This window comes from Paraplanobispora siamensis (assembly GCF_016863175.1).
Lineage (GTDB): Bacteria > Actinomycetota > Actinomycetes > Streptosporangiales > Streptosporangiaceae > Planobispora > Planobispora siamensis.
Map to the genome: position 1 here is coordinate 15,878 of NZ_BOOJ01000058.1, position 25,876 is coordinate 41,753.

Annotated in this window: 24 protein-coding genes and 1 pseudogene; 9 read left to right on the top strand and 16 right to left on the bottom strand. The window is 71.5% G+C overall.

Going from position 1 to position 25,876, the window contains the following annotated elements; translation table 11 throughout:
* Window positions 1-81: 81 nt before the first annotated feature.
* Window positions 82-1,293: an alcohol dehydrogenase catalytic domain-containing protein gene (locus tag Psi01_RS32695; protein WP_204068005.1), complete on the top strand. Its 1,212-nt coding sequence runs from the start codon at window positions 82-84 to the stop codon at window positions 1,291-1,293.
* Window positions 1,294-1,685: 392 nt separating this feature from the next.
* Window positions 1,686-1,907, top strand: a complete 222-nt coding sequence (locus Psi01_RS32700) for a hypothetical protein (RefSeq protein WP_204068006.1) — start codon at window positions 1,686-1,688, stop codon at window positions 1,905-1,907.
* 166 nt (window positions 1,908-2,073) lie between these two features.
* Here the strand turns inward: Psi01_RS32700 and Psi01_RS32705 are convergent, their stop codons facing one another.
* The 3 genes from Psi01_RS32705 to Psi01_RS32715 form a co-directional block, all read right to left on the bottom strand.
* On the bottom strand, window positions 2,074-3,735 hold the full coding sequence (locus Psi01_RS32705; protein WP_204068007.1) for a sensor histidine kinase: 1,662 nt from the start codon (window positions 3,733-3,735) through the stop codon (window positions 2,074-2,076).
* Window positions 3,736-3,894: 159 nt separating this feature from the next.
* A complete protein-coding gene (locus Psi01_RS32710; protein WP_307819288.1) occupies window positions 3,895-4,653 on the bottom strand; it encodes a class I SAM-dependent DNA methyltransferase in 759 nt (252 codons plus the stop codon).
* Window positions 4,614-5,249 carry an amidohydrolase family protein gene (locus tag Psi01_RS32715; RefSeq protein ID WP_204068009.1) on the bottom strand — a complete coding sequence of 212 codons (636 nt, stop codon included), beginning with the start codon at window positions 5,247-5,249 and terminating at the stop codon, window positions 4,614-4,616. The genes Psi01_RS32710 and Psi01_RS32715 overlap by 40 nt, the downstream gene beginning before the upstream one ends.
* Window positions 5,250-5,649: 400 nt before the next feature.
* Here Psi01_RS32715 and Psi01_RS32720 point away from each other — a divergent pair, with 400 nt between their 5' ends.
* Both Psi01_RS32720 and Psi01_RS32725 read left to right on the top strand, forming a co-directional pair.
* Window positions 5,650-6,444: a hypothetical protein gene (locus tag Psi01_RS32720; protein ID WP_204068010.1), complete on the top strand. Its 795-nt coding sequence runs from the start codon at window positions 5,650-5,652 to the stop codon at window positions 6,442-6,444.
* Window positions 6,445-6,752: 308 nt separating this feature from the next.
* The gene (locus tag Psi01_RS32725) at window positions 6,753-7,277 is read left to right on the top strand and encodes a signal peptidase II (protein ID WP_239128192.1); all 525 of its coding nucleotides are present in this window, start codon (window positions 6,753-6,755) and stop codon (window positions 7,275-7,277) included.
* Window positions 7,278-7,366: 89 nt separating this feature from the next.
* On the opposite strand, the gene Psi01_RS32730 is transcribed toward Psi01_RS32725, so the two are convergent.
* Window positions 7,367-7,831: a MarR family winged helix-turn-helix transcriptional regulator gene (locus Psi01_RS32730; RefSeq protein ID WP_239128193.1), complete on the bottom strand. Its 465-nt coding sequence runs from the start codon at window positions 7,829-7,831 to the stop codon at window positions 7,367-7,369.
* Window positions 7,832-7,861: 30 nt separating this feature from the next.
* Between Psi01_RS32730 and Psi01_RS32735 the strand changes: the two genes are divergently transcribed.
* Complete coding sequence (locus tag Psi01_RS32735; protein WP_239128194.1) at window positions 7,862-8,965, top strand: bifunctional NAD(P)H-dependent oxidoreductase/GNAT family N-acetyltransferase; 1,104 nt, start codon at window positions 7,862-7,864, stop codon at window positions 8,963-8,965.
* Between the two features lie 77 nt (window positions 8,966-9,042).
* On the opposite strand, the pseudogene Psi01_RS43665 reads toward Psi01_RS32735, so the two are convergent.
* Both Psi01_RS43665 and Psi01_RS43670 read right to left on the bottom strand, forming a co-directional pair.
* Window positions 9,043-9,285: pseudogene (locus tag Psi01_RS43665) on the bottom strand (VOC family protein); the annotation flags it as partial.
* A gap of 27 nt (window positions 9,286-9,312) precedes the next feature.
* Window positions 9,313-9,468, bottom strand: a complete 156-nt coding sequence (locus tag Psi01_RS43670) for a hypothetical protein (RefSeq protein WP_239128196.1) — start codon at window positions 9,466-9,468, stop codon at window positions 9,313-9,315.
* A gap of 95 nt (window positions 9,469-9,563) precedes the next feature.
* Between Psi01_RS43670 and Psi01_RS32745 the strand changes: the two genes are divergently transcribed.
* Window positions 9,564-10,544: a helix-turn-helix transcriptional regulator gene (locus Psi01_RS32745; protein WP_204068011.1), complete on the top strand. Its 981-nt coding sequence runs from the start codon at window positions 9,564-9,566 to the stop codon at window positions 10,542-10,544.
* A gap of 624 nt (window positions 10,545-11,168) precedes the next feature.
* Here the strand turns inward: Psi01_RS32745 and Psi01_RS32750 are convergent.
* The 10 genes from Psi01_RS32750 to Psi01_RS32795 form a co-directional block, all read right to left on the bottom strand.
* Window positions 11,169-12,383, bottom strand: a complete 1,215-nt coding sequence (locus Psi01_RS32750) for a tRNA lysidine(34) synthetase (protein ID WP_204068012.1) — start codon at window positions 12,381-12,383, stop codon at window positions 11,169-11,171.
* 127 nt (window positions 12,384-12,510) lie between these two features.
* Complete coding sequence (locus tag Psi01_RS32755) at window positions 12,511-12,660, bottom strand: hypothetical protein (protein ID WP_203878370.1); 150 nt, start codon at window positions 12,658-12,660, stop codon at window positions 12,511-12,513.
* A gap of 18 nt (window positions 12,661-12,678) precedes the next feature.
* Complete coding sequence (locus Psi01_RS32760) at window positions 12,679-14,529, bottom strand: DUF4910 domain-containing protein (RefSeq protein ID WP_204068013.1); 1,851 nt, start codon at window positions 14,527-14,529, stop codon at window positions 12,679-12,681.
* A 105-nt stretch (window positions 14,530-14,634) separates the two neighbouring features.
* Window positions 14,635-15,813 (bottom strand): MFS transporter, encoded by a 1,179-nt coding sequence (locus tag Psi01_RS32765; RefSeq protein ID WP_204068014.1) that lies wholly within the window; start codon window positions 15,811-15,813, stop codon window positions 14,635-14,637.
* 23 nt (window positions 15,814-15,836) lie between these two features.
* Window positions 15,837-16,877 (bottom strand): GNAT family N-acetyltransferase, encoded by a 1,041-nt coding sequence (locus Psi01_RS32770; protein ID WP_204068015.1) that lies wholly within the window; start codon window positions 16,875-16,877, stop codon window positions 15,837-15,839.
* On the bottom strand, window positions 16,874-18,262 hold the full coding sequence (locus Psi01_RS32775; protein WP_204068016.1) for an aminotransferase class I/II-fold pyridoxal phosphate-dependent enzyme: 1,389 nt from the start codon (window positions 18,260-18,262) through the stop codon (window positions 16,874-16,876). The genes Psi01_RS32770 and Psi01_RS32775 overlap by 4 nt, the downstream gene beginning before the upstream one ends.
* Window position 18,263: 1 nt before the next feature.
* The gene (locus Psi01_RS32780) at window positions 18,264-19,370 is read right to left on the bottom strand and encodes an alkaline phosphatase family protein (RefSeq protein WP_204068017.1); all 1,107 of its coding nucleotides are present in this window, start codon (window positions 19,368-19,370) and stop codon (window positions 18,264-18,266) included.
* 213 nt (window positions 19,371-19,583) lie between these two features.
* Window positions 19,584-20,531, bottom strand: coding sequence for a hypothetical protein (locus Psi01_RS32785; RefSeq protein ID WP_204068018.1), 948 nt, complete (start codon window positions 20,529-20,531; stop codon window positions 19,584-19,586).
* Between the two features lie 395 nt (window positions 20,532-20,926).
* A complete protein-coding gene (locus Psi01_RS32790; RefSeq protein ID WP_204068019.1) occupies window positions 20,927-21,277 on the bottom strand; it encodes a helix-turn-helix transcriptional regulator in 351 nt (116 codons plus the stop codon).
* Between the two features lie 106 nt (window positions 21,278-21,383).
* Complete coding sequence (locus Psi01_RS32795) at window positions 21,384-21,722, bottom strand: STAS domain-containing protein (protein ID WP_204068020.1); 339 nt, start codon at window positions 21,720-21,722, stop codon at window positions 21,384-21,386.
* Window positions 21,723-22,488: 766 nt separating this feature from the next.
* Here Psi01_RS32795 and Psi01_RS32800 point away from each other — a divergent pair.
* The 3 genes from Psi01_RS32800 (at window position 22,489) to Psi01_RS32810 (ending at window position 25,659) form a co-directional block, all read left to right on the top strand.
* Window positions 22,489-24,138, top strand: a complete 1,650-nt coding sequence (locus tag Psi01_RS32800; protein WP_204068021.1) for a sensor histidine kinase — start codon at window positions 22,489-22,491, stop codon at window positions 24,136-24,138.
* Between the two features lie 35 nt (window positions 24,139-24,173).
* A complete protein-coding gene (locus Psi01_RS32805; protein WP_204068022.1) occupies window positions 24,174-25,088 on the top strand; it encodes a DUF1963 domain-containing protein in 915 nt (304 codons plus the stop codon).
* 136 nt (window positions 25,089-25,224) lie between these two features.
* On the top strand, window positions 25,225-25,659 hold the full coding sequence (locus tag Psi01_RS32810; RefSeq protein ID WP_239128197.1) for a pyridoxamine 5'-phosphate oxidase family protein: 435 nt from the start codon (window positions 25,225-25,227) through the stop codon (window positions 25,657-25,659).
* Window positions 25,660-25,876 lie beyond the last annotated feature (217 nt).

Consider the following 25,876-nt stretch of genomic DNA (forward strand, 5'->3'; position numbering starts at 1 on the left):
CCGTTCTGTCCGTCGCAGGGTTATTCGAGCAGGAGAGGGCATGGGGGAAATCCCAGCTATGCGTTCTGAAAGGACGAGCCGATGAAGGCAGTGGTCTGGCACGACGTCGGCAAGATCGCCGTCGAGCAGGTGCCCGAGCCGTCGCTGAACGGACCCGAGGACGCGATCATCCGTATCACCACCAGCGCCATCTGCGGCACCGACCTGCACTTCGTGCGCGGCACCATGCCCGGCATGCGCCCGGGCACCGTACTCGGTCACGAGGCCGTGGGCGTGGTGGAGGAGGTCGGGCCGCAGGTGCGCAACTTCCGCCCGGGCGACCGGGTCGTGGTGTGCTCCACCATCGCCTGCGGGCGCTGCTCGTACTGCCGGGCCGGATACTTCGCCCAGTGCGACGTGGCCAACCCCAACGGGCCCGCGGCCGGCACGTCGTTCTACGGCGGGCCGCAGACCACCGGCCCCTTCGACGGGCTGCAGGCCGAGTACGCCCGCATCCCCTACGCCCACACCGGCATGGTCGCCGTCCCGCCCGGGGTCACCGACGAGCAGGCCATCACCGTCAGCGACATCTTCCCCACCGGCTGGTACGGTGCCCGCCTGGCCGAAGTCGGCGAGGGCGACGTCGTCGTGGTGCTCGGCGCCGGGCCGGTCGGCCAGCTCGCCGCGCTGTCGGCCCGCATGCAGGGCGCCGGGCGGGTGCTGATCGTCGACGGCAACGCCGACCGGCTGGAGACCGCCCGCCTGCAGAACGCCGAGACCATCGACTTCACCGCCGAGGACCCCGTCCAAGTGGTCAAGGATCTGACCGGCGGCATCGGCGCCGACCGGGTCATCGACGCCGTCGGCGTCGATGCCGAGAGCCCCCGCACCGGGCCCGCCGCCGAGCAGGCCGAGCAGGAGCGCCGGGACTTCGAGCGCGAGCGGCGGCAGGCCGCCCCGCAGACCAACCCGCAAGGTGAGCTGTGGCAGCCGGGCGACGCCCCCAGTCAGGCGCTGCGCTGGGCGGTGGAGATGGCGGCCAAGGCGGGCACGATCGGCATCATCGGCGTCTACCCGCCGCAGCACACCAGCTTCCCGCTGGGCGCGGCGATGAACCGCAACCTCACCGTCCAGGCCGGCAACTGCAATCACCGCCGCTACGTCCCCGGCCTGCTCAGCAAGATCGCCACCGGGGCGGCCGACCCGACCACGGTCCTGACCCGGCAGCAGGAGCTGCCCTCGGTGATCGAGGCCTATCAGGCCTTCGACCGCCGTGAGCCCGGCTGGACCAAGGTCGCCCTGGACTTCGGCTGATCACCCCCGGGACCGCGAGGACCCGAGAACAGAGAAGGAATCAGGAGTCTGCAGCAGCGCGGATCCGACATCATCACCGGCTGGCCGCAGGAGTCCCGCGGGGCCGCCCAACTGGTCATCGACGCCTACGGTGAGCCGTACGAGGCCATCGAGACCCTGCTCACCTGGCACGGCGTCGGACCGTGGAAGCGGGTGCTGGCCTCCCGGGCCTTCTTCGAGCACCGTTTCCCCGCGCCGCACATCGACGCGGTCGAGAGCGTCATCGACTACCGGGTGCCGGCGCAGATGTTCACCCCGCTGGCCGATTCGACGGCAGCGTCGTCGAGCGCACCGCCGGGGAGGTCTCGGCCCGCTGCCACGACGAGCAGGCCAACTTCCTGGCGCTCAACCTCATGCGCGACATCGTCACCGGGGCCAAGAGCGTGCAGGAGGCACGGGCCTGCTACGCCAAGGAGTTCGCCGGCTACCGGCGCAAGGAGCCCACCCCCTACATGGAGGGGCTGCGTTTCCAGCCGGGCAAGGACACCGGTGATCCCGACGCGCGCGTCCTGTCCGACCAGGACCTGGAGCAGGCCGCCCGGGAAGGCGAGCGCAGGCAGCAGGCCACCGGCTGACCGCCCGTCCCGGTTTGCGGGGCACCGCTCGCGGGCACGACGGCCCGCAGGACGAAGACGGCACCTGCTTGATCTGTCCCCTTGAGGCTGACGCCTGCCGGGCATGCGGCCAACGGGTCGTACCAACCGGGCCGCACGGCAGACGCCGGCTTGCGCGCCGGTGCCGTCAGGCCGCCTCGGCCACCGGCAGGCACACGGTGAAGGTCGAGCCCCGTCCCGGGGTGCTGGTGGCGGTGGCGGTGCCGCCGTGCGCCTCGGCGATCGTCTTGACCAGCCACAGTCCCAGGCCGACGCCCTGGATGGCGTTGTCGTAGGCATAAGCGGTGCGGTAGAAGCGCTCGAACACCTGCGGCAGTTCCTCAGCAGTGATGCCGACGCCGTGGTCGGTGACCGCGATCGCCACCTGCCCGTCCTGTGCTGAGGCGTGCACGGTGATGGGGGTGTCGATGGGGGAGTACTTGACCGCGTTGGACAGCAGCGCGCTGATCGCCCGTACCAGCAGGTCGTGATCGGCGCTGACCTGCTGCACGCCGTCGTCGATGGTCACCTCGATGTGGTGGCCGCTGCTGCGGGCCTGGGCGCTGGTGGCGTGCACCGCCTCCTCCAGCGCCGGGCGCACCGGCACCGCCTGCGCGTTCACCCTCAGCTCGCCGGCGGCCAGGGTGCTGACCGCCAGCAGGTCTTCGACCAGGTTCTGCAGCCGGGCTGTGTTGCGCGTCATCGCCTGCAGCATGCGCTGCTGGGCAGGCTCGGCCTCGCCCTCACCCAGCAGCTCCAGATATCCGCTCAAGGTGGTCAGCGGGGTGCGCAGCTCGTGGGAGATGGTGGCGATGAAGGCGTCTTTCGCCGCATCCAGTTCCTTCAGCCGGGCCACGGTGGCCTGTTCGGCCGCATAGGCCTGGCGTAGCGCCTGCTCGGCGCGGCGGCGCTCGGTGATGTCGTGGACGAAGGCGTGAAAGGCCCAGGCCTCGGCCTCACGGCTGGCCCACACCACGATCTCGATGGGGAACTCGCTGCCGTCGGCGTGCAGGGCGGTCAGCTCCAGCCGGCGGCCCAGCACCTTGGATTGTCCGGTGGCCAGAAACCGGGCCCGGCCGGCCTCGTCAGCTCTGCGGTAGCGCTCGGGCACGATCGTCTCGTGGACCAGATGGCCCAGCATCTGGGTGCGGGAACGGCCGAACATGCGCGTCGCCGCGGCGTTCCACTCGGTGATGTGCCCGGCCGCGTCGGTGGAGATGAAGGCCTCCACCGAGGCGTCGACGATCTGCTGCAGCCGGGCTCGGCTGTCGTGCACGGCGGCGCGAAGCGTACGGCGATCGGCCACCCGGCCCAGCTGGTAGCCGATGGCGCCCATCACCCGCAGCAGCGGCTCATCGCGGGCGATGACCTGCTCGGCGAAGAACTGCAGCACCGCCGCCACGCCGTCGACCGCGATGACCGGGAAGGCGAAGGCCGCCCGCACCCCGGGATCGCGGCCGCCCAGCAGGCGCACCGCCAGCGCATCGGCGGTCAGATCGCGCGACCAGACCGGCTGGCCGGTGGCCACCACCTGGCCGATGATGCCGGTGCCGGGTGCAAAACGGATGGCTGTGGCGATCTGGTGCAGCAACGGGAAGCGCTCGATCGGCCCGACCCAGACACCGGAGGAGACGAACGCCTGCCCGTCGGCGGCCGGCACGCCCAGATGCCCCAGCGGCCAGCCGGTCACCTCGCACACCGCACTCAAGGCGGCCCGGCAGGCTTCCTCCAGGTCGTCGGTGGCCGCGGCCACCGCGGTGATGTCATCCAGCAGCGCCACCAGGGCCATCTCCCGCCGCGTGCCTGCCACCGTTCCCGCGCCCCCCTTCCGGCCGCGATCGGCACCGGTGGACCGGCGCGGCTGTTGCTCCCGAATTTACCGTTTCGGTAGTCGATCGATCACAAACGGGCACCATCGGGGTCTAAAGATGATCCTGTCGGTCGGAAAGGAGAAGCCCACGCGGCCTTGTCAGCCACCCCGGTCGCCTGCCTCCGCCTTCTGCCAGACCGATACATGGCTCCTGCTGTCGCTGGTGAAGGGCGTGCGTTTCCAGCCGGCCCAGCGCTCACGCAAGGTCATACCGGCGATGCGCGCCATGAGGTCCAGCTCGGACGGCCATGCGTAGCGGTGCGGCGAGGAGAAGATCTCGAGCCGATCGGCCACCACCCAGTAGTGATGGGAGATCGCAATCTGCGACGCGACGTCGTACTCCTCGAAACCGAGGTGCTCCGGACTCACCGTGAAGGGGTGGATGGTCTGACCTGGTGGAAGACGCCGAAGCTCCGGCACGTAGTTCTCGATGACGAAGCAGCCGCCGGGTTCGAGATGCGCTGCCGCGTTGCGGAAGCACTCGACCTGTTCGTCTTGCGTGGTCAGGTTCGTGATCGTGTTGCGCACCAGATAGACCAGGGTGAAGGTCGCGTTCACCTTGGTGGTCGCGAAATCCCCGGTGGTCACATCGATGTCAGCGGAGCCCGGCTTTGTCCGTAGCCGCGCGAGCATGGCCGACGACAGATCAATTCCGTGGACCCGAACGCCCCGCCGGTTGAGCGGCAACGCGATACGACCCGTCCCGATGCCGAACTCCAGAGCAGTGCCCGATCGGGCGAGATCGGCAAGGAAGCTCACGGCCGGATCGACGACCGCAGGATCGAACAACTCCGGCCACTTCACCTCATACGTTTCGGCTATCCGTTCATCGAAGCTGTTCTCCGGCACGAGATCCACCCTGCCCATATACGCCGGGCAGCCGCCACCCATTTCCCTGTGCGGCTCCGCAGGCAGCCAGTGGCACCACTCATACGCCGACCGCAGCGCGAGGCCCGCCTGCTGCTGGCCGGCGCCGGCGGCCGCCGTACCCTCGGACGCTGCGGTGATGGCGATGCGGCCACCACGGCTGAGACCGCCGGAGTCCAGCCCTCCCGGAAGTGTGCGGCGGGGGGCTCGACTCCGGCCGTCGGGTCGATGGGGACGCCTTCCTTGATGACGCGCCGCAGATGCTCGTGCGGGCGAGTGAGGACGGAGACGTCCTCCACCGGATCGCCGTCCACCACCAGCGGGTCGGCGTGGGCGCCGATGGCCAGGGTGCCGATCCGGCCGTCCATGCCCAGCAGGCGGGCGGCGGTGGTGGTGGCCGGGCGGATGAGGTCGGCGTTGGGCTGGACCTGGGCGCGCAGGGTGGACTCCTCCAGTCGGTGGGCGTGCATGGGGCCCAGCAGGTCGGATCCGTAGACGAGGCTGACGCCGGCCCGGTGGGCCTTCTCCAGCGCGCCGAGTCCGGCCTGCCGGACGTCGTCGATCTTGCGGTAGGAGGCTTCTGCCATGCCGAACCGCCTGCCGAGGTCGGCCAGCAGGTCTGGAACGACCTCGACCTAACGGACGACCAGCCCTGACGGGCGGGGCGGGCCTCGTAGTCGCATGCCAAGCGGTGATGGAGCATCAGCCGGCTCGACCTGCGACCGGAGCATGTGCCTGACAACGGCTGATTATCCCGTGCATGAGCGCCGGACGATCACAGCCGAACTGGCGAGGTCTCTCTGCGGCCGGTGCGTGACTCGGGCGCGTTATCCGGTACATCGCTTCCGCTCCATAAGGGAACGAGGCCCGCTGCAGGCTCCGCCGTACGGCAGAGTCGTCGGCGATCGATGACGTCCGGCATCACCGGAAGATCCTCCGGCGCAACCCGGGCACGCCGGCGCAGTCGCCGCCTGCCATGCTGGCGCCATGCGGCACAAACAGGTCCTGGACGGACTCGCCGCCCCCACACTGGTCCAGGCGATGGATGAGGATCTGGCCGGCTGGGTGGGACGGCGGCTGCGGGAGATAGGCAAACCACCGGCCGAGGTCCGGCGGCTGGTGATCGAGCCGATCCTGCGGCGCTGGCGGTGCCTGCTCCAGGCCCCCGACACCGACACCACGACACGCGACACCGCCCGGGTGGCGCTGGCCACGCTGTTGCACAAGTACGGCATGCGCGCCGACGACGTCACCGCCGCCGCCCTGACCGCCCTCGATGACCTCGACGACGCCGCCGTGCTGTCGAAGGCGTTCACGCGGCGCTCTCCGGCGATCAAGGCCCTGCTGCAGTCGCCGCCGGTGCCGCCGGTGCGCCGGCCGCCACGGCGCCGGGCGGAGACATCGCTGCGGCCCGCCGATGTCGTCTCCATCGAACTCGACGCAGGCTTCCACGCGGCCTTCGTCCTGCAGCTGCACGACGACAAGGGCGGCCGGTACCCCGTCATCGAGTTCTACGCCGGTCGTTTCTCCGTCCCGCCGACGGTGCGGCAGCTGGCCGGCCGTCCCGCTGCCGGCGGCGTGCGGTTCCGCCACGCCCGCTTCAGCGTGTGGGGCCTGGCCCACCTGCCGGATCCGGCCCGCCAGGTGAGGCTCGTGGCCCGCGGGCATCCCGACAAGCCGCTGAGTGCTCCGTCTCGGCCGGGTGAGGGGCGATACACGGTGACCGACCTCATCTCCTTGCAGCAGAGCATGATGACGCTGTTCGCCGATACCGGCGAATGAGCCCCGCCACCCAGGCTCCACCGATGGCAGGCAACCGGGCGCGCGACAACGGGGACGCGACTGATCTTGTGGTTCCCCGCTGACGGTCCCCGCGACCGACAATCGAAACCCGACGGACCAGCGCATCGATGTACAGGTCCGCCGCATTCCGCTCGTCGTGGACTCTTGCTCCGGTACAAAGGGGGAGGGGAGGGCCGTCATCGCCGTATCCGCCGACAGGTCGGTATCGCTAGATTTGCTGTGCCCGATCCCACGATCGCGAGGTAGGCATGTCGGACGAACGAAGTGTGCGCGCAGCGAGACGAGGAATGCGGCCGTACGGGTGGATGCTCGTGCTGGCCGTCATGGTTCTTCTCGCCGACCAGGCCTCCAAGCTGTGGGCGATCTCGGCGCTGACCGACCGGGAACCCGTCTCGGTGATCCCGGGGGTGATCCAGCTGCGGCTGTTGTTCAACCCGGGCGCCGCCTTCTCGATCGGCGAGGGGGCGACGTGGGTGTTCACCCTGGCGGCGGCCGCAGCCGTGGCCGGCGTCGCGTATGTCGGGAGGCGGCTGCGCTCGACGGTCTGGACCGTGGCGCTGGGCGCGCTGCTGGGCGGCGCCACCTCTCACCTGCTGGACCGCCTGTTCCGCCCGCCCGGCTTCGCCCGGGGCCACGTCGTCGACTTCATCGACTACGGCGGACTGTTCGTCGGCAACCTCGCTGACATCGCCCTCGTCGGAAGCTGCGCTTTCATGGTGCTGCTCAGCGCGCGGGGCATCTCCCTCGACGGCGCACCGGACACGGGCACCGACGCCCCCACCCCCTCCGGGAGCACTGCGAGCAGCGCCTGAACCGACGGCATGGTCGAGAACACCAAGAGCGGCCATCATCACGCCCGACAGCATCTCGCGCGCCGGCCAGGGGACAGGTGCGCCAATGCTCATGAGGGTTCTTCCAGTTTGCGGGCGATGCTCTCCAGAGCGGACAGGTCCGCGGGGGAGAGCCGGTCGATGACGTGTCGGCGGACCGATTCCAGGTGGGCCGGGGCGGCGTCCTCCAGTGTTTGCAGGCCGTCCTCGGTCAGGACGAGATAACAGCCCCGGCCGTCGTCCGGGTCGGGCTCGCGCCGTACCAGGCCGCGGGCCTCCATGCGGCTGGCGTGCCGCGACAGGCGGCTGCGTGACCAGCCCATCTTGGCGGCCTGCTCGTGCAGCGTGCTGGCGTGGCCCGGGCGCTCCGACAGCGTGCTGAGCACCTCGTAGTCGGGGTCGGACAGGCCGATCGAGGCCAGGTCGTGCGCGGTGCGCGACTGGATCGCGATCATCATCCGGCGCAGAGCGCGCCAGGCGCGTTCCTCGTCGGCGTCGAGCCAGCGCACCGTCTTCCCCGAACTTTTCTTTGACATGTAAACAAGCTACCAGCTAAGTTCATTTCCATGTCAACGAAACCTGTGCGAGTCCTCGTCCTGGTGTGCAGCACCCGTCCCGGTGCTCTCGGCCCGGTGGTGGGCCAGTGGCTGATCGACACGATCGCGCCACGGGCCACGGAACTGGGAGTGGAACTGCTGCCGATCTCCCTTGGCGACCTCGCCCTGCCCTTCCTCGACGAGGAGGACGAACCGGCCTCCGGTCGCTACCGAAACGAGCACACCAAGCGGTGGAGCGCGATGGTGGAGGCGGCCGACGGCTTCATCGCGGTCACGCCCGAGTACAACTACGGCATGCCGGCCACCTTCAAGAACGCCCTCGACTACCTGGGCCGGGAATGGGCGTGGAAGCCGATGGGGTTCGTCAGCTACGGCAACACCTCGGCGGGCACCCGCTCGGTTCAGCACGCCAAGCAGGTGGTGACCACGCTGCGGCTGGTCCCGCTGGGCGCCACGCTCGCCCTGCGCATCGCCGACACCGTCGACTCCGGGCGGATCCGCCCGGACGCCGGCCGAGAACAGGCCGCCATCGGGGTCCTGGACGAGCTCGTCCGCCTCGCCCACGCGCTGCGGCCGATGCGCGAGCGGGCCCGCTCCGCTTCCGGGGAGGTGCCGGTGCCGGGGTCGTACGTCAGAGCGCTGACCCCGGACGACGCCGCGGAGGTGCTGGTGCTCCAGCGGTGCTGCTGGGTGGAGGAGGCGCTGGCCAACGACACCCTGGCCATCCCCGCCCTGCATGAGTCGCTGGAGCAGGTACGCGCATGGCTGGCCACCTGGCAGGGCACGGGCCTGTGGCGCGACGGCCGGCTCCTGGGCATGGTGCGCACGTGCCGCATAGACGACGACTGGCACGTGGGCCGCCTGGGCGTCGTCCCCGATCTGCGCGGCCAGGGGGTGGGGCGCTGGCTGCTGGGCGAGGCCGAAGCGGCGGCCGACGCCTCATGCCGCCGCATCGTGCTGTCCACCGGCGCCCGCAGCCACGGCAACATCCGCCTCTACCACGCCCAGGGTTACCGTACGGAGTCCTCCGACGGCGCGACGACCTTCCTCACCAAGCCCGTGCCCGCGCATGGCGCCGTCGGGATCGCCGACGAAGAGCCGGCAGGGGTGTGACGAGGAGACCGCCGTGCCGGGCGCGGCACCGGGGTGCACGGCGCCCGCGACGGTGAGCCGTGCACCCGCGCGGCGGCTCAGCCGGCGTTGTACTCGACGGCGACGTCGAGGACCCAGGTGACGCCGAAACGGTCCCTGAGCATGCCGTAGAGCGGGGTCCACCCGGCCGGGCCGAGGTCCTCGATGACGGTGGCGCCGTCGGACAGGCCCTTCCAGTAGGCGGTGATCTCGTCGGCGTCCTCGCCGCGAACGGAGACGAAGAACGCCCGGTCGCCGGCGTCGTAGGTCTGCTCCTCGCGCACGTCGTAGGCCATGACGTGGAAGCCGTTGTCGGCCCGGACCTCGCCTCACGAGATCCGGTCGGCGTCGGCCGGGTGCCGCACCTGCCGGGCGTCGGCGTTGGTGAACGCGACGAGGTGGCCGCCGAAGACGGACTGGTAGAACTCCAGCGCCGGACGGGCGTTGTCCCGGAAGTTCAGGTGAACGGCAGTGGTGATGCTCATGATGACTCCGTCGAATCAGGTTCTCTGGTTGCAGGTCCGAGATTCGCAGAGGTAGGTGCCAGGATGTGTCACCTACCTCGGGCAGAATCACATTCATGCCGAAAACCTCCGCCCGACTGCTGGCTCTGCTGTCGCTGTTGCAGACCCGCCGCGACTGGCCCGGCACGTTGCTGGCCGACCGTCTCGGCATCAGCCTGCGCACCGTGCGCCGCGACGTCGACCGGCTCCGCGAGCTCGGCTATCCCATCACCGCGGTCAAAGGCCCCGACGGGGGCTACCGGCTCAGCGCCGGCACCGAACTGCCCCCGCTGCTGTTCGACGACGAACAGGCCGTCGCACTCACCGTCGCCCTGCAGATCGCCGCCACCACCGAGGGCGACGGCCTCGCCGAACCCGCCGCGCGCGCCCTGAACACCATCCGCCAGGTCATGCCCACCCGGCTCCGGAACCGTGTCGACACTCTGCAGGTCACCGCTGTCCGCCGGCCGCCCGGCCGCCCGGCCGCACCCGTCGACGGCACCGTGCTGCTCACGATCAGCGCCGCGGTCCACGCCCATGAGACCCTGCGATTCGACTACGGCACCGAGGCCGCGGACAGGCCCCCGCGCCGCGCCGAGCCGCACCACGTCGTCACCTGGGACGGGCGCTGGTACCTCGTCGCCTGGGATCTCGACCGCCAGGACTGGCGCACCTTCCGCGCCGACCGGATCGTGCCGCGCACTCCCAACGGACCCCGCTTCACCCCCAGGGCGCTGCCCGGAGGCGACGTGGCCGCTTTCATCACCAGCCGGTTCCGAGGCTCCGCCGACGCCTCCGACAGCTGGCCCTGTCAGGGCACGGTCATCCTCGACCTGCCCGCCGCCGCCGTCGCCCTCTACACCCGCGACGGCATCGTCGAGGAGATCACCCCTGACCGCTGCAAGCTCACCGTCGGGTCCTGGTCCTGGCCCAGCCTCGCCGCCGCCGTCGCCCGCTACGACGCCGACATCGAAGTCGTCGGGCCCCGCGAACTCACGCAGGCCTTCGCGCGCCTGGCCCGCCGATTCACCAAGACCGCAGCCGGACCCACCGCATAGCCCGCCCGGCAGTGCCGGCGCTCGGCCATCTTGACCGCTCAGCGGGTTGCGGGCGCCGCCAATCCTCAGTTGATCGCTTCAGTGGTGGCTCGCTGGGGTTGGGCGCCTTCGTTCGGATCTTCAGCTCCTGCCCGCTCGCGCCCGAGGGTGCCGCCGTGCGCCGTTACCGTTTCGGCCCAATCGCCACGCTGTTCGCCACCGTCTATGTGGCCGTGGTGCTCCCGCTGATCCCGGCGGCCGTCAACCTCGCGGCCGGCATGCCCGCGTGGATCGGCCCCCGCGGCGAGGGCCGACGACCTCTTCGACCCTCGCCGCGGTGGCGGGCATCGTCACCGCCTTCACCACGACGCCCGAGCGCTGGCCTGGTTTCCGTGGAAGGGCGAGGAGCACGGCACCCAGCGGCTGCTGATCATGGCGTACCCCGGACCGGGAGGCAAGGTCGTCACCCACCGCGGACCACCGAAGCGACGTTGACGACGCGCGAAGGGCATCCGGGGGTCACCACCCCCGGCCGGCGCGCTTCAGAGAGGGACGGTGTGCGGGCGGGCGCCGATTCGCCGTGATGAGGGGAGCCGGCTCCGCGCCGTTACCCGCCGCCCCACGCTGCAGCGGCCGGACGGCTGGTCAGATGCCCTTCACGTAGTCGTAGCGGGCCAGGATGCTGCACACGTCGCAGAAGTCGCCCGGCGTCCAGTCGCGGCCCTGCGGGTCGAGTGAGCCCTGGCAGTTGCCGCAGGTGACGAAGGACTGCTTGTCCTCCCCGGCGGCGATCGCGGCCCCGGTGAACATCCAGTGCTCGACGCCGGGCCAGAAGCTCTGCATGAAGTCGGCGAAGTAGTAGTAGAAGTTGCGGTCGAGCGGATTGAACTCCCAGGGGTTCGGCGGGCTCTGCGGCGGGATCGTGCCGGTGGCGTGCAGGTAGTAGAGGTCCAGTTCCTTCTTCGGCACGAACGCCAGCGGGAAGACGTAGGAGAAGTCGCCCACGGCGCGCAGCGGGATGCCGCCGAGCCGGTAGCCGGTGGCCTGCGCGTTCACCAGGCCCGCCAGCAGGTCGGTGGTGTGCAGGCCGAGCGCGATGGTGCGGGCGCCGTGCTCGGCAGCGAAGACCTCCAGGGTCCGCCGGGTCGTGTGGTGGTCGACGTACATGGTCTGGTGGGAGTCCTCGGTCTCCATGAGCGCCGGGAGCACGTCGCGGAGCGGGCGGTCGAGGTGGAAGACGGAGCGGGCCAGGTCGGCGGGGATGAGCTCGTGCCGGACGCCGAAGCGCTCGGCCAGCTCGTGCGCCCGGTCGAAGGTGTCGGAGTAGGTGCTGTCGAAGTCCTCGAACGTCGCGGCCGTCAGGTCGAGGGGCACGCCGCGCTCGATGAGGGCGCCGAGGGCGAGCATGAGCGAGCCGCTGTCCACGCCTCCCGACAGGCCGAGGACCATGGGCCGGCCGGGCTGGACGAGCCGGAAGCGCTCGATGGTCTGGCGTACGGTGTCCTCGACGTGGCGGGCGAGGTCCGGCATGTCGAAGGGGGCCTGCTCCAGGGTCAGGTTGCCGTCGTCCCTGAAGACGAGGCGGCGTTTGAGGTAGGCGTGCCCGCTGTCGCCGGGGTACTCGGTGTAGAGGCGGCGGATCGCGCCCAGGTCGTAGCCCTCGATGAGTCTGGCCCGGTAGCTCTGCCCGTCCCGGACGTGCTCGCCGTCGGCGAGCGGGACCTCGCCGCGCCCGGTGACGGTCACCGACAGCGGCGGGACGAAATTCTCCATCAGCACCTGGGCGATGGTGGCTCCCGGGCGGGCGGCGAGGGGGGTCGTCGTGCCGACCCGGTCGATCAGCTGGAAGTCAACGGCCACGGCATCCTCCGGGCGTCGGGGATCTGTGCAGGAAGGGGATCTGCGCGGGAAGGGATCTGCGCGGGAAGGCGGGGCACGGCCGCTCGGTCGTCGCACGGCCGTGCCCCTTGACGACGAGCCGTTCAGCTCATCGGCTGGCGCGCGGGTCCGCGCAACAGGTACGGAAGCGGATCAGGTCCGTCTCCCGCTTGGCTGCCAGCTGGGCGAAGATCTGTCCCAGCGACGTCGTGACCGTGCTCTGAGTCTTGACGGTCGCGGTGGCGGGCATGGCGTTCACCTCCTCTCCTCACGAGGGCTACGTGAGGTCGTTGCCGGGCCAGTCGGCCGCTTCGAGCGCGTCCAGCAGGCGTGCCGCGAAGGCCGGGTCGATGGGGAGCCAGGTCGAGTAGGCGGCCTGGACGACGGCCTGCCCGAGCCCGGCGCCGGTGGCCAGCGCCAGCGCCAGCGCGACCGCCTTGGTGTAGGCGGAGGGATCGCCGTCGTCCTGTCCGGCTAGCCAGGCCCGGTCGGCGGGCGTGGCGGCGTCGAGCAATCCTTCGAAGTTGAACGGCCCCGGCCAGCGGTTCTCCAGCCGCCGCGACGGCTGTGCAGGCGGGGGAGAGGGCGGGGGCGGCAGGTGCGGAGCGGCGAGCGCCTCGGCATGCGCGCTCAGGTCCCCGGCCAGCTCGGGCAGTACGGCGGCGGCGAGCCCTGCCTGGTGGCGCAGGAACCCGCCGAGCCGGTCCCGGCTGAAGGGATCGACCACGCCGTCCCCGGGCCGGGCGGCGCGGGCGAGGCGGCGGACGGCCACCATCCGCCCGAGCGCCCAGTCGGTGAGCACCGAGCGCAGGTACGGCCGGTCGCCGGGGCCCATGCCGCTCAGGAACAGGGCCAGGGCTCCGGCCAGCGTGCCGGCCCGCCGCAGCTCCTCGCCGGACACCTTGTCGGGGGTGTCGAGGCTGGTGTGCCGGTAGGGGTCGGGCCAGTGCCCGAGGGCGAGCGACGGGCTGGCGGTCGCCGGGTCGGCGAACAGCGCGTGGTCGGAGGCTCCGGAGAACGGCACCTCCTCCCACGTCCACGCGCGCAGCGGCACCGCTCCCGCGTACGAGGAGGCGGGCGCCGGCAGCAGGTGCGCGAAGTCGGCGGCGAGCGCGGGCAGCGGGCTCGGCACGTGCCCGGGGCCGCCTTCGACGGTCAGCGGGCAGCCGCAGACGGCCTGGTCCTCGCCCACCATGTCCAGGTTGAGCACGTACGCGGGCCGCGGGCCGCGCCTGCCGTGCAGGTGGGCCGCCGTGCCCGCGAACTCCGGCCCCCACACGAACCTGACCGGCCCCTCGCCGGGCCGGCGCGGCAGCGCGGCCAGTGCGGTCGCGATGCCGAGGAGCGCGGCCACGCCCGAGGCGTTGTCGTTGGCGCCGGGGGCGGGGTGGCACAGATGGGCCAGCAGCAGCGTCTCGCCGGCGGCCTCGTCCCCGGGCAGGACGGCCTCGACCACCGGCATCGCGGCGTCCCCGGTGACCTCGACGGTGACGGCGGCGGTGACGCCCTCGCGGGCGGCCCGTAGCAGGCCGGCCATCGTCGCGGGCGGGACGCTGAAGGCGTAGAGGCGGGAGTCGCGGGCGAGTTCGAGCCGGCCGCTCACGGGCCGGTCGTGCCAGCGCTCGGCGGGGATGTCGGTGACCACGCCACCGGCCTCCGTACGCTGCAGCTCGGCGATGGCCGGGCCGAGCCGGATCCCGCGCCCGGAGGGGAGCAGGACCAGTGCGCCGGGCGGCGTCTTCGCTCCGGGATCCGTGCCGTCGACCAGCGGCACACCCCGCGCGTGGGTCGCGGCCGAGTATGTGGCCAGGCAGTACGGCTGCGCCGGATGCTCGGCCACCCGCCGGACGCCGCCGGGTTCGAGCAGGTCCAGGGTCGCCTTGACCGGTGTCCACGCGGCGGGCGCGCGGAACGTCCACCAGGTGGCCGTCCCGTCGGCCGGATACCGGTGGACCGCGACCTCGCGCAGGCCGGCCCGTTCGGCGGCGGCCGCCACCAGGTCGGCCGCCCTGCCGATGCCGTCGGACGCCTGGTAGCGGTCCAATCCGCACAGGGAGGCGACGAGATCCTCGCAGCGTTCGACCGGGAAGGCGTCGTGAACGGTCAGGACCGCCTCACGTGCTCGCACTTCGCCTCCTTCGCCCCGAGAAGTGGAGATCGCGAAGTCATGGCGCGCAACAGCCCCAGCGTGAATGCAATCGGATCAGCCGTCAACAAGAACGGCAGCCGCACTTCACTCCGCATTCATCCGCCTCCGGGACGCGGTCACTCCCGTCACGCCGACCATGGCCGTGCACATCCCGATGGCGACGACGGCGCCCGCGGGGCCCAGCAGGACGACGACCGGACCCGCCGTCACCAGGGCGGCGATCTTGGCGGCGTTGTAGCCGGCGTACTGGACGGCGAAGACCCGTCCGTGCAGCGCGGCCGGGGCGCCCTGGTGGAGCAGCGTGCGCAGGGTGACGTTGAGTACGCCGTTGGCCGCGCCCGCCACCGCCCAGCCCGCCACCGCCACCGGGTAGGTCGCGACCGTCCCGGCCAGGGCGACGGCCGCGCCGGCGGCGATCCCGGCGGCCGAGAGCAGCGTCATCAGCGCGGGCGGGCTCGACGGGGCCCACCGTCCCGCGCCGAGCGCCCCCGCGACCATGCCCAGGCCCCAGACGCCGACCAGCGCGCCGTAGCCGGCTTCTCCGGCACGCAGGGTGCCGGTGGCGAAGAACAGCTCGGCCACGTTCACGCCGGCGAGGAAGAAGGTCACCCCGATCTGGACGCCGACGGCCCGCCGCAGCAGGGGACGGCGCACGAGGACGGTGATGCCCGCCGTCAGCTCCCGTTCCGCACGCTTCGGCGCCGGAGCCTGTGTGCGCGGAGCCTGCGTGCGCGGAGCCGGCGGGCGGGCGGGCACCAGGCGCAGGGCCAGGCAGAGCGCGGCGAACGTCGCGGCGTCGGCGAGCAGCGCGTCCCGCGGCCCCCAGGCCGCCGTTACGATCCCGCCCAGCGGAGGCCCCAGCGTGACGCCCGCCGCCCTGCCCGCCTCGAACCAGCCGTTCACATCGGCCAGACGCTCGGGCGGAGCGAGCCCGGGGAGCAGGGCGACCAGCCCGTTCTGGGTGATCGCGCCGGCCGTCCCCAGCAGGAAGAGCAGGACGAGGAGCTGCCAGAGCTGCTGCGCGAAGGCCAGCCCGACGGCCAGCCCCGCCTGGACGCCCAGTGTCCAGGACACCAGCCGCCTGGCCTCGAACCGGTCGAGCGCCGTCCCCGCGAGCGGCGCGAAGATCACCAGCGGCACCAGCCCGGCCAGCATCAGCGCCGACACCGTGAGCGGCGAGTCGCTCTGCCGCTGGACGTGCAGGGCGAGCGCGGTGACCGCGAGGTAGTCGCCGAGCGCGGACAGCGCCGTGCAGGAGAGCATGGCGGCAGGCGCGAGGCGGCGCGTCACAGAGTGCCCACGAACCCGGCCAGCGGCACCGGCTCCATCCTGAAGTGCTCCTTGACGCCCGCGTTGCCGCGACCGGCCTCCAGCCAGCGCGCCCCGCAGGCCAGGGCGGGGCCCAGCACACTGGACACGAGCAGCGCGTAACGGCTGATCCCCTGGCCGGACAGGCACTCGTCGGTGCCGCCCGCCCACAGGTGGAAGCGCTCGGCGTCCAGCAGGCAGATCACCGCCGTGGCCAGCCGGCCGCCGATGCGGGTCTCGACCACGCGCACGTCCTCGCCCGCCTCACGGACGAACGCGTGCAGTTGTTCCGGGTAGTAGCCCGGCGTGCCGTGGCGGGCGGTGGTGCGCCGGCACAGCTCCACCGCCTCGGCGACCCGGCCATCCCCGAACGGCGGGCGCAGCACGGTCGTCTCGACGTCGTCGCGCGCGCGGATCCGCCGCAGCCAGCGGCCGGCGTACGAGCGGCGGGGGTGGCGGGCGATCAGGTCGTCGAGGTCGCGGTACGGGCTCAGGTCGAGGCGGTAGCGGGTCTCCATGGGGACGGGCGTGAACCCCTCGGCGGCCAGGCGGCGGGCCAGCGCGCCCGAGGCGTCCACGTCCAGGAAGGCGAACCAGCGCGCCCCCTGCCGGGCCGCCAGCTCGGCGAGCGCCCGGCACGCGGCGGGAACGGCCCTTTCCAGGGGCGTCGCGGCGGGCAGCACCGTGTCGTAGCAGTGGGTGACGTGGGTGAGCAGGATGCGGTCGTGCGGCCGTGCGGGCAGGCCGAGGCCGGAGACGTCGCCGGCGGCGTCCTCGGTGCCCTGGAGGTAGGCGGGGAGGACGGCGTCGGGCAGGAGGAGATAGTGGAAGGCGTCGGTGGGGGCGAGGGGGGCGCGCTCGTAGGCGCGCAGGAAGGCCGGGCGGTAGAAGGCCGGGGCCGCGTGGGTGGCCGCCCGCCAGCGCTCCAGCTCGGCTTCGGTGAGGTCGTCGATGCTGTCGGCGACACGGGACCCTTCGTCGCCGCCGCTCATCGCCCGAGCAGTCCGTTCGCCGGTCATCGGGTGGCCGTCCGTTCGCCGCTCAGCGCCTCGGTCAAGAGAGCGGCGCGTTCGTCCGAGAGCGGCACCGCGATCTTGGCCAGGTCAGGCGAGGACCGGCCCCCCGCCCGCAGCCGTTTCGCCAGCACGCCGTGTGCGGCCAGCCGTTCGACGGCGTCGGACGGGGCGGTGACCCAGGGCAGCGACGGATGCCCCGGATCCGGGGTGAGGCCGAAGGCGGTGAGGACCCGCACGGCGCGGGGCCGCATCAGGCCGATCCTGGATCGCAGCCCGCCCAGCGGGTCGGGCAGCGCCAGCATCCGCAGGCCCGCCTGGAAAGCCGGCTCGCCGGTCTGCAGAGCGGGCACGCTCGCCCGCACCCGCCGGGTCAGCGCGGCCGACGCGACGGCGTACCCCACCCGCAGCCCGCCCTGGCAGTAGCCTTTGGACAGCCCGCGGACCACCACCAGGTTGCGGTGCCGCCCGGTCAGCCGTACCGCGCTCAGCCCGGGTTCGAGGTAGTTGGCGTTGGCCTCGTCCAGGACGACGATCGCGCCGAGCCGCGACGCCTCCTCCAGCACGGTCGCCAGCTCGCCGAGCGGGTGGACGACGCCGCGCTGCGTCGGCCGGTCGGCGATCACCAGGGACGGCCGCGTCCGCCGCAGCTCCTCGCACCAGGACGGGCCCGGCCCGCCGTCGTCGAAGAAGCGCACCGGGGAGCGCGCCTGCGTCACCCAGCCGGGCACGTCGGCGAAGCCGTACCGCCCCACCAGCACGGTTCCGCCGTCGGCCAGCGGCACGAGGTCGCGCAGCAGCGAGGCCACCCCCGCCCCGAACGTCACGTGATCGGGCTCGACGGGCCATCCGAGGCACCGCGACAGGACGTCCCCCGCCCGGCCGCCATAGGGGTCGTGCAGGGCGTAGGCCCGGGCCGTCTCGGCGATGGCCGTCATCTCGCGCCAGACCTCGCGCGGGTCGGGATCCGGCCAGTTGACCTCGTCCGGCGACCACCGCAGGTCCAGCAGGCCCGCGCCGTCCTCCTCGTACGCCCGGCCGGCCACGTCCGGCGCCGGCACCGCCACGCCCCGGGCCAGCACGCACCCGCCGGTCGCGGCGATCACCTCATACCCGCACTCCCTCACGTCCTCGCCCCCCACCGCGCAGAGCAGACCCTCCGGGGGCAGGGACAGGACCAGCCGCCGGAAGGCCGGCCCGCTCAGGCCCGCACCGTCCACGAGCGTCACCCCGGCCGGCGGGTCCGCCACGGCGCGAAACCCCGCGGCGGCCAGCCCCGCCGACCAGGCGGCGAGGTCCCCGGCCGCGATCCACACCTCCGGTCCCGCGCCCGCCGCCCGCAGCAGCCGCCCCACGACCGCGTACCCCGCGTACCCCGTGCACCCCGTCATGTCAGGACGCCTCCCACACCGCCAGCGGCACGATCATCTCTCCCACGCTCACCGACCCGTGCTCCCAGGCCACGCCCGGCTCCGGCACGGGAAAGCTCGGCCCCACCGCGAGACAGACCACCTCCCCGAGCGCGTGCCGTACCGAACCCTCCAGGGCCAGCAGCCCCAGCCCGGCCAGCCCGTCCGGCGTCGTCACCAGGCCGTCGTCACCCAGCAGCTCGGCCAGCCTGCCGGCGACCTCGTCAGCCCTGCCGGGCTTCGGATAGGCCCACCGCACCCGTCCGGCCCCGCCGGGCGGCAGCGCACACGTGCCGGGCCCGGTCACCGCCGCGAAGCCCTCGGCCAGCGCGGGCGGGCACCGGCTCGGCACGGCTCCGTGGTCGGACAGGGCCAGCACCGTGTGCCCTTGATCGGCGAGACGCCGGGCGAGCGTCCCGATCTCGCGCAACGCCGCGTCCAGCTCAGCCGAGGGACCGGTCCGGTGCACGCAGTCGTCCACGTTGATCCACGACCACACCAGCGACCGTCCCGGCCCGCGCCGCGCCAGCCCGGCCGTGACCTCGGCGGCGGCCGCCTCCGCGATGGCCGCAGGCTCGTACCGGATCTTCTCCCAGTCCGCGTACGGCGGCAGCGCGATCGCGCCTCCGGTGACCGCCGAGCGCCACCAGGCGGGCCAGGTCGCCATCTCGCCGGGATTGACCAGGCACCGCACGCCGCGCGCGGACAGCCGCTCGAACACGGTCTCTCCCACCGTCCCGGGCGCGGGCCCCTCGGCGAAGCAGTCGGCCAGCTCACCGCCTGCGCGGAACCGCACGCCGACCAGGCCGTGCTCCTCGGCCCCCGCGCCGGTCAGCACGGTGGGCCAGGCGGTCACCGACGTGCTGGGGAACGTCGTCGTCAGCGCCGTCAGCCGGTCGGGCGCGAGGGTCGCGGCGGCGTGGTCGTAACCCAGCCCGTCGAAGGCGAGCACCACGGCGCTGTCCCATTCGCCCTCGGCGAGCAGGCCGGGGACGCGGGCCAGGGACTGTTCCCCGGAGGGCGCGACACCGAGACCGCCCGGCAACCGGCAGCGGCGTTCGAGTTCGGGCCGGTCGACGAACTGCCACATCCGACAAATATCGCAGCGCCCCCGTCAAGAGTCCATCGGTGCCCTTCCTCCGCCCGGAGGCAGGACGCACGCCACGGAAACGTCGTATTCGAGTGCGATCACTCCGCATAGGCCCTCTTCGCCGGGGGGCCGTGCTGTGTCGGATCCGGAAGGCCACGGCCTTCAGATAGAGGTCGGCCGAGGGGTTTGCCGACGCTGCAAACGACAGCGTGCTCAGCTGAGGTTGAAGGCGACATCCGTGACCCGGACGGTCCGCACCCGGGAGTCGTCAAGCAGCGCGCGCAGGTCGCCCACCCGCCAGGATTCGGCGACGAAGGCGTACGCGAGGCCTTTGTCGGCCGCCCCGGCCAATCGCGCGCGGGTCAGCGACAGGCCGCGCAGGCCGGCGTCGTCTCCGGGGCGCAGTTCGGCCGTCCAGGAGCGGAATGCGGCCAGGGCCTCCTCCGGCTCCTTCGTACATCCCGGCTCGGGGGTGTGCTCTTTCGTGTGCCCTTCGAAGGGGGCCATGCGGGCGTTCCAGCTGATCGCGTTCTCGTTGGCGCCTCCGAAGGGCTGATAGACGTAGGTGACCATGCCGCAGTAGTCATCCCGGCCGGTGAAGTCGGCGACCTGGGTCGTGGCCAGCGGGTGTTCGAACTCCACCAGCGCGACCGCGTTCATGCCCGCGGGCAGGGCGTCCAGGCGCTTGCGGGTCTGACTACGGGCCGCGTCCTGGCTCTGGTCGCGCTCGCCGATGGTCATGAGGCTGTGGTCCAGTGCCGAGTCACCGATGGGTGCGGCGCCGACGGTGTCGATCGCGCCGGAGGAGTCCTTGGTGATCTCGTAGGTGACGCGTCGGCCGGGGACGTCTTCGCTGATGCCGTCGTCTGCGGTGAGCGGCTCGCCCACCAGGGTCAGGTGCTCGCTCCATCCGTCGTCGTCGTGGGCGAGTGCGTGGAAGCGGTGGTCGGGGTTGGCGATCTTCGCGGCGGTGCCCATGATCACGGCGAAACGTTCATCGGCCCGATCCGGCCCGCGGGCATCGGCGATCATGGACAGGGCGACACCGCCGGCCATGAACAGCAGCACGGTCATGACAATGACCTGGGCCAGAGACCGGGCCACCAGCGTCCAGTCGGGTTCCCCGGGCGCGTAGGGAGAGGGAACTCTGATCAGGGACATGTCTCGCTCGCAGGACATCTATAAACGGACTAATCGCCACAAAGAGTACGTTAATGCTCGCCTCTTGTCGTCCGCCGTCCAGTCCGGGGAGCGCCCGCCCGTGGAGGTGCTGCCGTCAAAATCCGGACCGGCTCTCACCGATGCCACTCCGTCGGGGGCGGCGCTGGAGGTACAGGTTGGCGATAGGGCAGAGGGCTTCCTCTGCTTTTCCCCAAGGAAGTCCAAGCGTCGGCAAAAACCGGCAAATGCCGTAAAGCGCCATGTAAAGGGCACATAAGGTTGCTTCGCTCTGTTCACCGAGTGAGGAACCCTCATGCCCGCCTCTTCCCCTCTTCCGCAACCGCAGCGCATGCCAGGCGCTGCCTGCGCGGTGTCCGCCCTGCCGTCCGCATCGGCTATGCATCGGTTCCGGTAGCGCGTGCGGGGGCACCGCCGTCGGGCAGGTCGTGCTGGGTGAAGATGTCGATGAGCAGCCGTACGGGCAGGTCGGCCTCGGTCGGGTAGCGGAAGCCGCGTTCGGAGTTGAGGGTGTAGTGGTTGCGCCGGCCGACCTTGTCGTGGGTCAGATAGCCCTCGTGGTGCAGGTCGGAGACGATGCTCTGCACGGCGCGCTCGGTGATGCCGATCCGGGCGGCGATGTCGCGGATGCGCACTTGCGGATCGCGGGCGATCTCCACCGGCACCCGGGCATGGTGGGTGAGAAACGTCCAGGTGGAGGCGGGCTCACCACCGTTGGTCGAGACCATGTCACCTCTTTTCGGGGCCGGGGTGAATTGGGCCGGGGAGTCACGACGGCCGCCGGGCGCATCACTACCGAGCCGCTTTTCCGACGTGCGGGGCATCCGGACACCCTCAGCCGCCCTGGGTCACGGCGGCGGTGATGGCCTGCTCCACCTCGGCATGGACCGGCAGGTGGCCGCCGAGGCCGGTGGTGGTCAGCAACCGGGCGGGCGCGGCGCGGGCGCCGGCCAGGTGCACCTGCACCCCCTCGGCGGCGCACGCTTGGGCGCACATCAGCAGCACGCGCAGGCCGGAGCTGTCCAGGAACCTCAGCTCGGTCAGGTCGAAGACGACATGGTCGCCGGCCCGGCGCACGCGCGCGACGTAGTCGGCCAGCTGGGCGCTGGTGGTGCGGTCGATCTCACCGGCGAGGGCGATGAGGCTCAGGCCGGGCAGGTGCTGATGGCGCATTCCCGCTGGACGGGGCGGGGGCTGCGATTGTCGGAAAGCACCCATAGCCTTTGACTATAAACCCTGCGTGGCGGAGCCGATACCCCCCGTAGAGAGATGTATGAAGGTTCCGGAGAAAGCCGAAGAAAGATTCCGGAAACTCGGCTCAAGAATTGGTGTTCGGCGAGCCGCCCACCCCTGTCCGTCCGCTGGGGGAAGGCGCCTGTCGCCGAAGCCGTGGCGGTTGTGCGCGGTGAGGACAAAACCGCCGGTAATGGCGGTGGTCCGCTCGATGACCGACGCCACCGCATTTGGATCCCTTTGACGCTGTTGATTGACGGTGATTTTGTCTATGTAGCCCCGGCCTCCGGACATAAACGATGAAGAAATCTTCCGGAAGTGCGGTTCAAGAATTGCTTCGAAAGGGATCGGCGATTCCCCTTTTGGTCAATAGTAAAGCACATGCCGCCAATGGATCGCGGTGGCGGTGTGCCTGCGGTGAGGATTCTTCTGGCCGTGGATGGGTTATTCCCTTTTTGTATGTATAACGAGACCGGTCTTCGAGGCCTGCATCGGTGAATCCCTGCGCTGACCGCCGGCGCTTTTTCGAGGGCCCCTGCCTCCTTCCCGGGCCGGTGCCCGCTCCCAGGGGGCGCTTGGTAACTTCAGGTGACAGACTGTCATGTAATGCTCACTCTCGGTTGGCCATCGCCTGCCGAGACGAGCCGGTCATCCGCTCTGCCGCGCAGCACGACAGCGTCAAGGTGGGAGAAATCTGGGAGGTGCCGTGGCCGAGGCCGGCAGCGAAGGCGGACTGGGCGGCCGATGGGTCGTGTTCCTCAGCCCGGTGGTGTGGCTGCTGCTGGTGGCGCTCGCGGCGGGAACGTGGATGTGGGCCGGCTCGTTCCTGCGGGCCGCCGAGAAAGAGGGGATGATTCAGCGCACCCAGGTGGCGGCCGACTTCATCCGGTCCTACATGACCGGAATCGCGGCCAGGCAGCGGCAGGACGCCAGCAAGGCCCTGGCCGACCGGACCGTCAGCGCCGACCGGCTGGAGATCTTCGGCGGCGGACTCGGCTACACCTCCATGATCGTGCTCGATCGGCAGGGCCGCGCCCTGGCCATCTGGCCGCCGCGGCCCGAGCTGCTCGGCCAGGACCTGACCGGCAGCCAGCCGCACGTCCGGGTGGCCCTGCTGCAGGACCGGATCGCCGTCTCCAACGTGTTCACCTCGGCTGTGGTGCCCAACCAGTCCCTCACCGCGATCGCCGTACCGTTTGCGACCCCGCAGGGGCAGCGGATCTTCTCCGGCGGATTCATCGTCGCCGACAGCCCGCTGGGGAACTATCTGCGCGAGGCCATCGCCCCGCCCGGCGGCTACGCCTACCTGGTCGACCGGTTCGGCGACGTGGTGGCCACCACCAGAAACCCGGGAGCGCAGGTCATCTCGCTGTCCCGCTTCGCCCCGCAACTGGCCGCGGCGCTGCGGCAAGGATCGAGTGGCGACTATCAGCGGGCGGGACAGGAGTGGCATTACACCTCCGCCTCGGTCTGGCCGGACAGCTGGCGGCTGGTGATCGTGGCCCCGCACCAGAGGCTGTACGCCGAGCCCGACGAGGAGCATCGGCGCTTCGGGGTCGTCCTGCTGGTCTCCGCGCTGTGCGGCCTGGTGGCCGCCGCGGCGCTCACCTACATCGCGCACCGGCGCTGGCAGGGACAACAGCAGCTACTGCGACAGGATGCCCAGCTGCGCGCCTTCCACGCCGAGCTGGAGCTGTTCGCCGCCAGCATCTCCCACGACCTGCGCACCCCGCTGACCGCGATGAGCACATCCGCCGAGGTCCTGGCCGAGCACTACCCGGGCCAGATGTCCACCGAGGAGGCGCTCGTGTTCGTGAGGAAGATCCGGTCCAGCGCGACCCGGATGGGTGACCTCATCACCGCGCTGCTGGCCTTCTCCCAGTTGCAACGCGGGCAGATCGACCGGCAGCCCGTGGACCTGGCCACGCTCACCGACCAGGTGTGGGCCAAGCTGGCCAGGAACCGGGGCGAACGCGACATCCGCTTCGAGCGCGCCGACCTGCCGCCCTGCCAGGGCGACTCCGAGCTGCTGCGGCAGGCGCTGGCCACCCTGCTGGACAACGCCATCGAATCCACCCGGGACCGGCCGACCGCCCGCATCGGGGTCGGTTACGAGGCCGGACCGGAGGGCTTCATCACCTACCGCATCCACGATGACGGTACCGGGCTCGACGCCGACCAGCTGAAGGAGGTGTTCACTCCCTTCCAGCGGCTGCGCCGTACCGGCACCTACCAGAGCGTCGGCATGGGCCTGAGCCTGGTGCAGCGCATCATCACCCGGCACCGCGGCCGCATCTGGGTCGAGTCCACCCCCGACGGGGGCACCACCTTCTTCTTCACCCTGCCCACCGCGTGAGCTCACCCCTGCGGCAGGCTGGTTGAATGCGGCACGTGACCGACGCGACCGTAGAGCAGATGCGGGACCTGGCCGAGCGGGAAGGCCTGGCCGATCGATGGCCCGAGATCCAGGCCGCGGCACTGCCCGCGTTCGCGGCCGATGTCGTGCCCGATGGTCCGATCCTGCCCACCGGCAGCCGCCTGGGGGGCAGCCCTGCCCTGCCCGGCTCCGCTCACTGGCCCACCGCCGGCGGCGAGGCGCTGACGTTCGTCGGCCAGCTCGATCTCGGGGCCTTCGACGCGTCGATCGTCGGCCTGCCTGCCGTCGGCCTGCTCAGCTTCTTCGTCGGAGTCGATGAGCCGGCCGCGAACGTCGTGCACGCGATCCGGTACTTTCCCGACGCGTCGCGCTTGCGGGAGTGCGCGCCCCCGACTGCCCGCTTCCACAACGAGGAGCTGAGCGGGTTTCCCGCCTGCGCGTTGCGTGTGCAGGCGACGGTGAGTCTGCCGCAACAGCTGCTGTGGGACCTGGGTGATCTCGGTGAGCGCCTGCAGGGGCTGCCCCGTCCCGCGCCTTCCGGCCTCGACGGCCGCAGCCGCACCGGCGGTCATCCTCAGGACGGCACCGGCCGGGACGCCTACCTGTGCCTGTCGGGCCGGGAATCCATCCTGTTCCACTGGTACAGAACCGTGCAGGAGCTGCAGGCCGAGCGATCGCGGCGGGCCGAGGGAGGAGCCGATGAACCAGATGCCCGTGACCGGGTGGTGGAGGACCTGGAGTGGTTCATCGCAGGGCGTCGAGAGCACGATGAGGAGATCGGGCACTGGCGTGTCCTGTTCTCGGTCGACTCCCACCGGGCGGCCGACATGGTGTGGTGGGATGCCGGTCAGCTCGACTTCCTCATCGACGAGCGGGACTTGGCCGGTGGCCGTTTCGACCGCACCTATGCCTGCATCGTCTCGTCCTGATCGGCGGCTCGGGGTGACTCCACTGGTGTCCGGGCAAGGCCTTCTCGGGATCGGCTTGGCGGTGAGGCGGGTGGAGGTCTCCTCTTGGCTGTACGCAGGGTGTCGTCCATGGTGAGGTCAGGAGAGAGGAGCCGCGATGACCCTGGCGATGAGCGCTGCCGAACGGGAGGCCTTCCTGGCCGGCGTCCACGTGGGCGTCCTGAGCGTCGCGCAAGAGGCGGAGCGGGCGCCACTGGCGATACCGGTCTGGTACCTGTACGAGCCCGGCGGTGACATCGCCTTCATCACCGCCCGGGACAGCCGCAAGATGGAGCTGATCGGCAGGGCGGGCCAGGTGAGCCTGGTGGCGCAGGACGGGCGGCCGCCCTACCGGTACGCCTCGGTGGAGGGCCCGGTCGTGGCGGTCCAGGACCCGGCACGGCCGGGAGACCGCAGAACGCTGGCCGAGCGCTACCTGGGCCCCGAAGGCGCCGCGCAGTACCTCGAGGCCACCAAGGACGTCGCCGACACCATGGTCATGGTCCGCGTGCGCCCGGAGCGCTGGTACACCCGGGACTACACCAAGCGGTGAGCGGTCCGCGCCGATCCCGACGACCGCGTGTTCACCGACGCCCGATGGGCCGGCATCGCCGTCGGCACCCGCCGGGCTCGCCCGCCCGGTGCTGTGTCTGGCCGGCATCTCGGCCTCGACCACCCCGACCATGCGCGGCAATCTGGCGTGCCGGCGAGAACGGGCGGCTGATCAGGGATAGAGCGTTTCTCGTTGCCGATGGTCGCTTCGGTGCCGG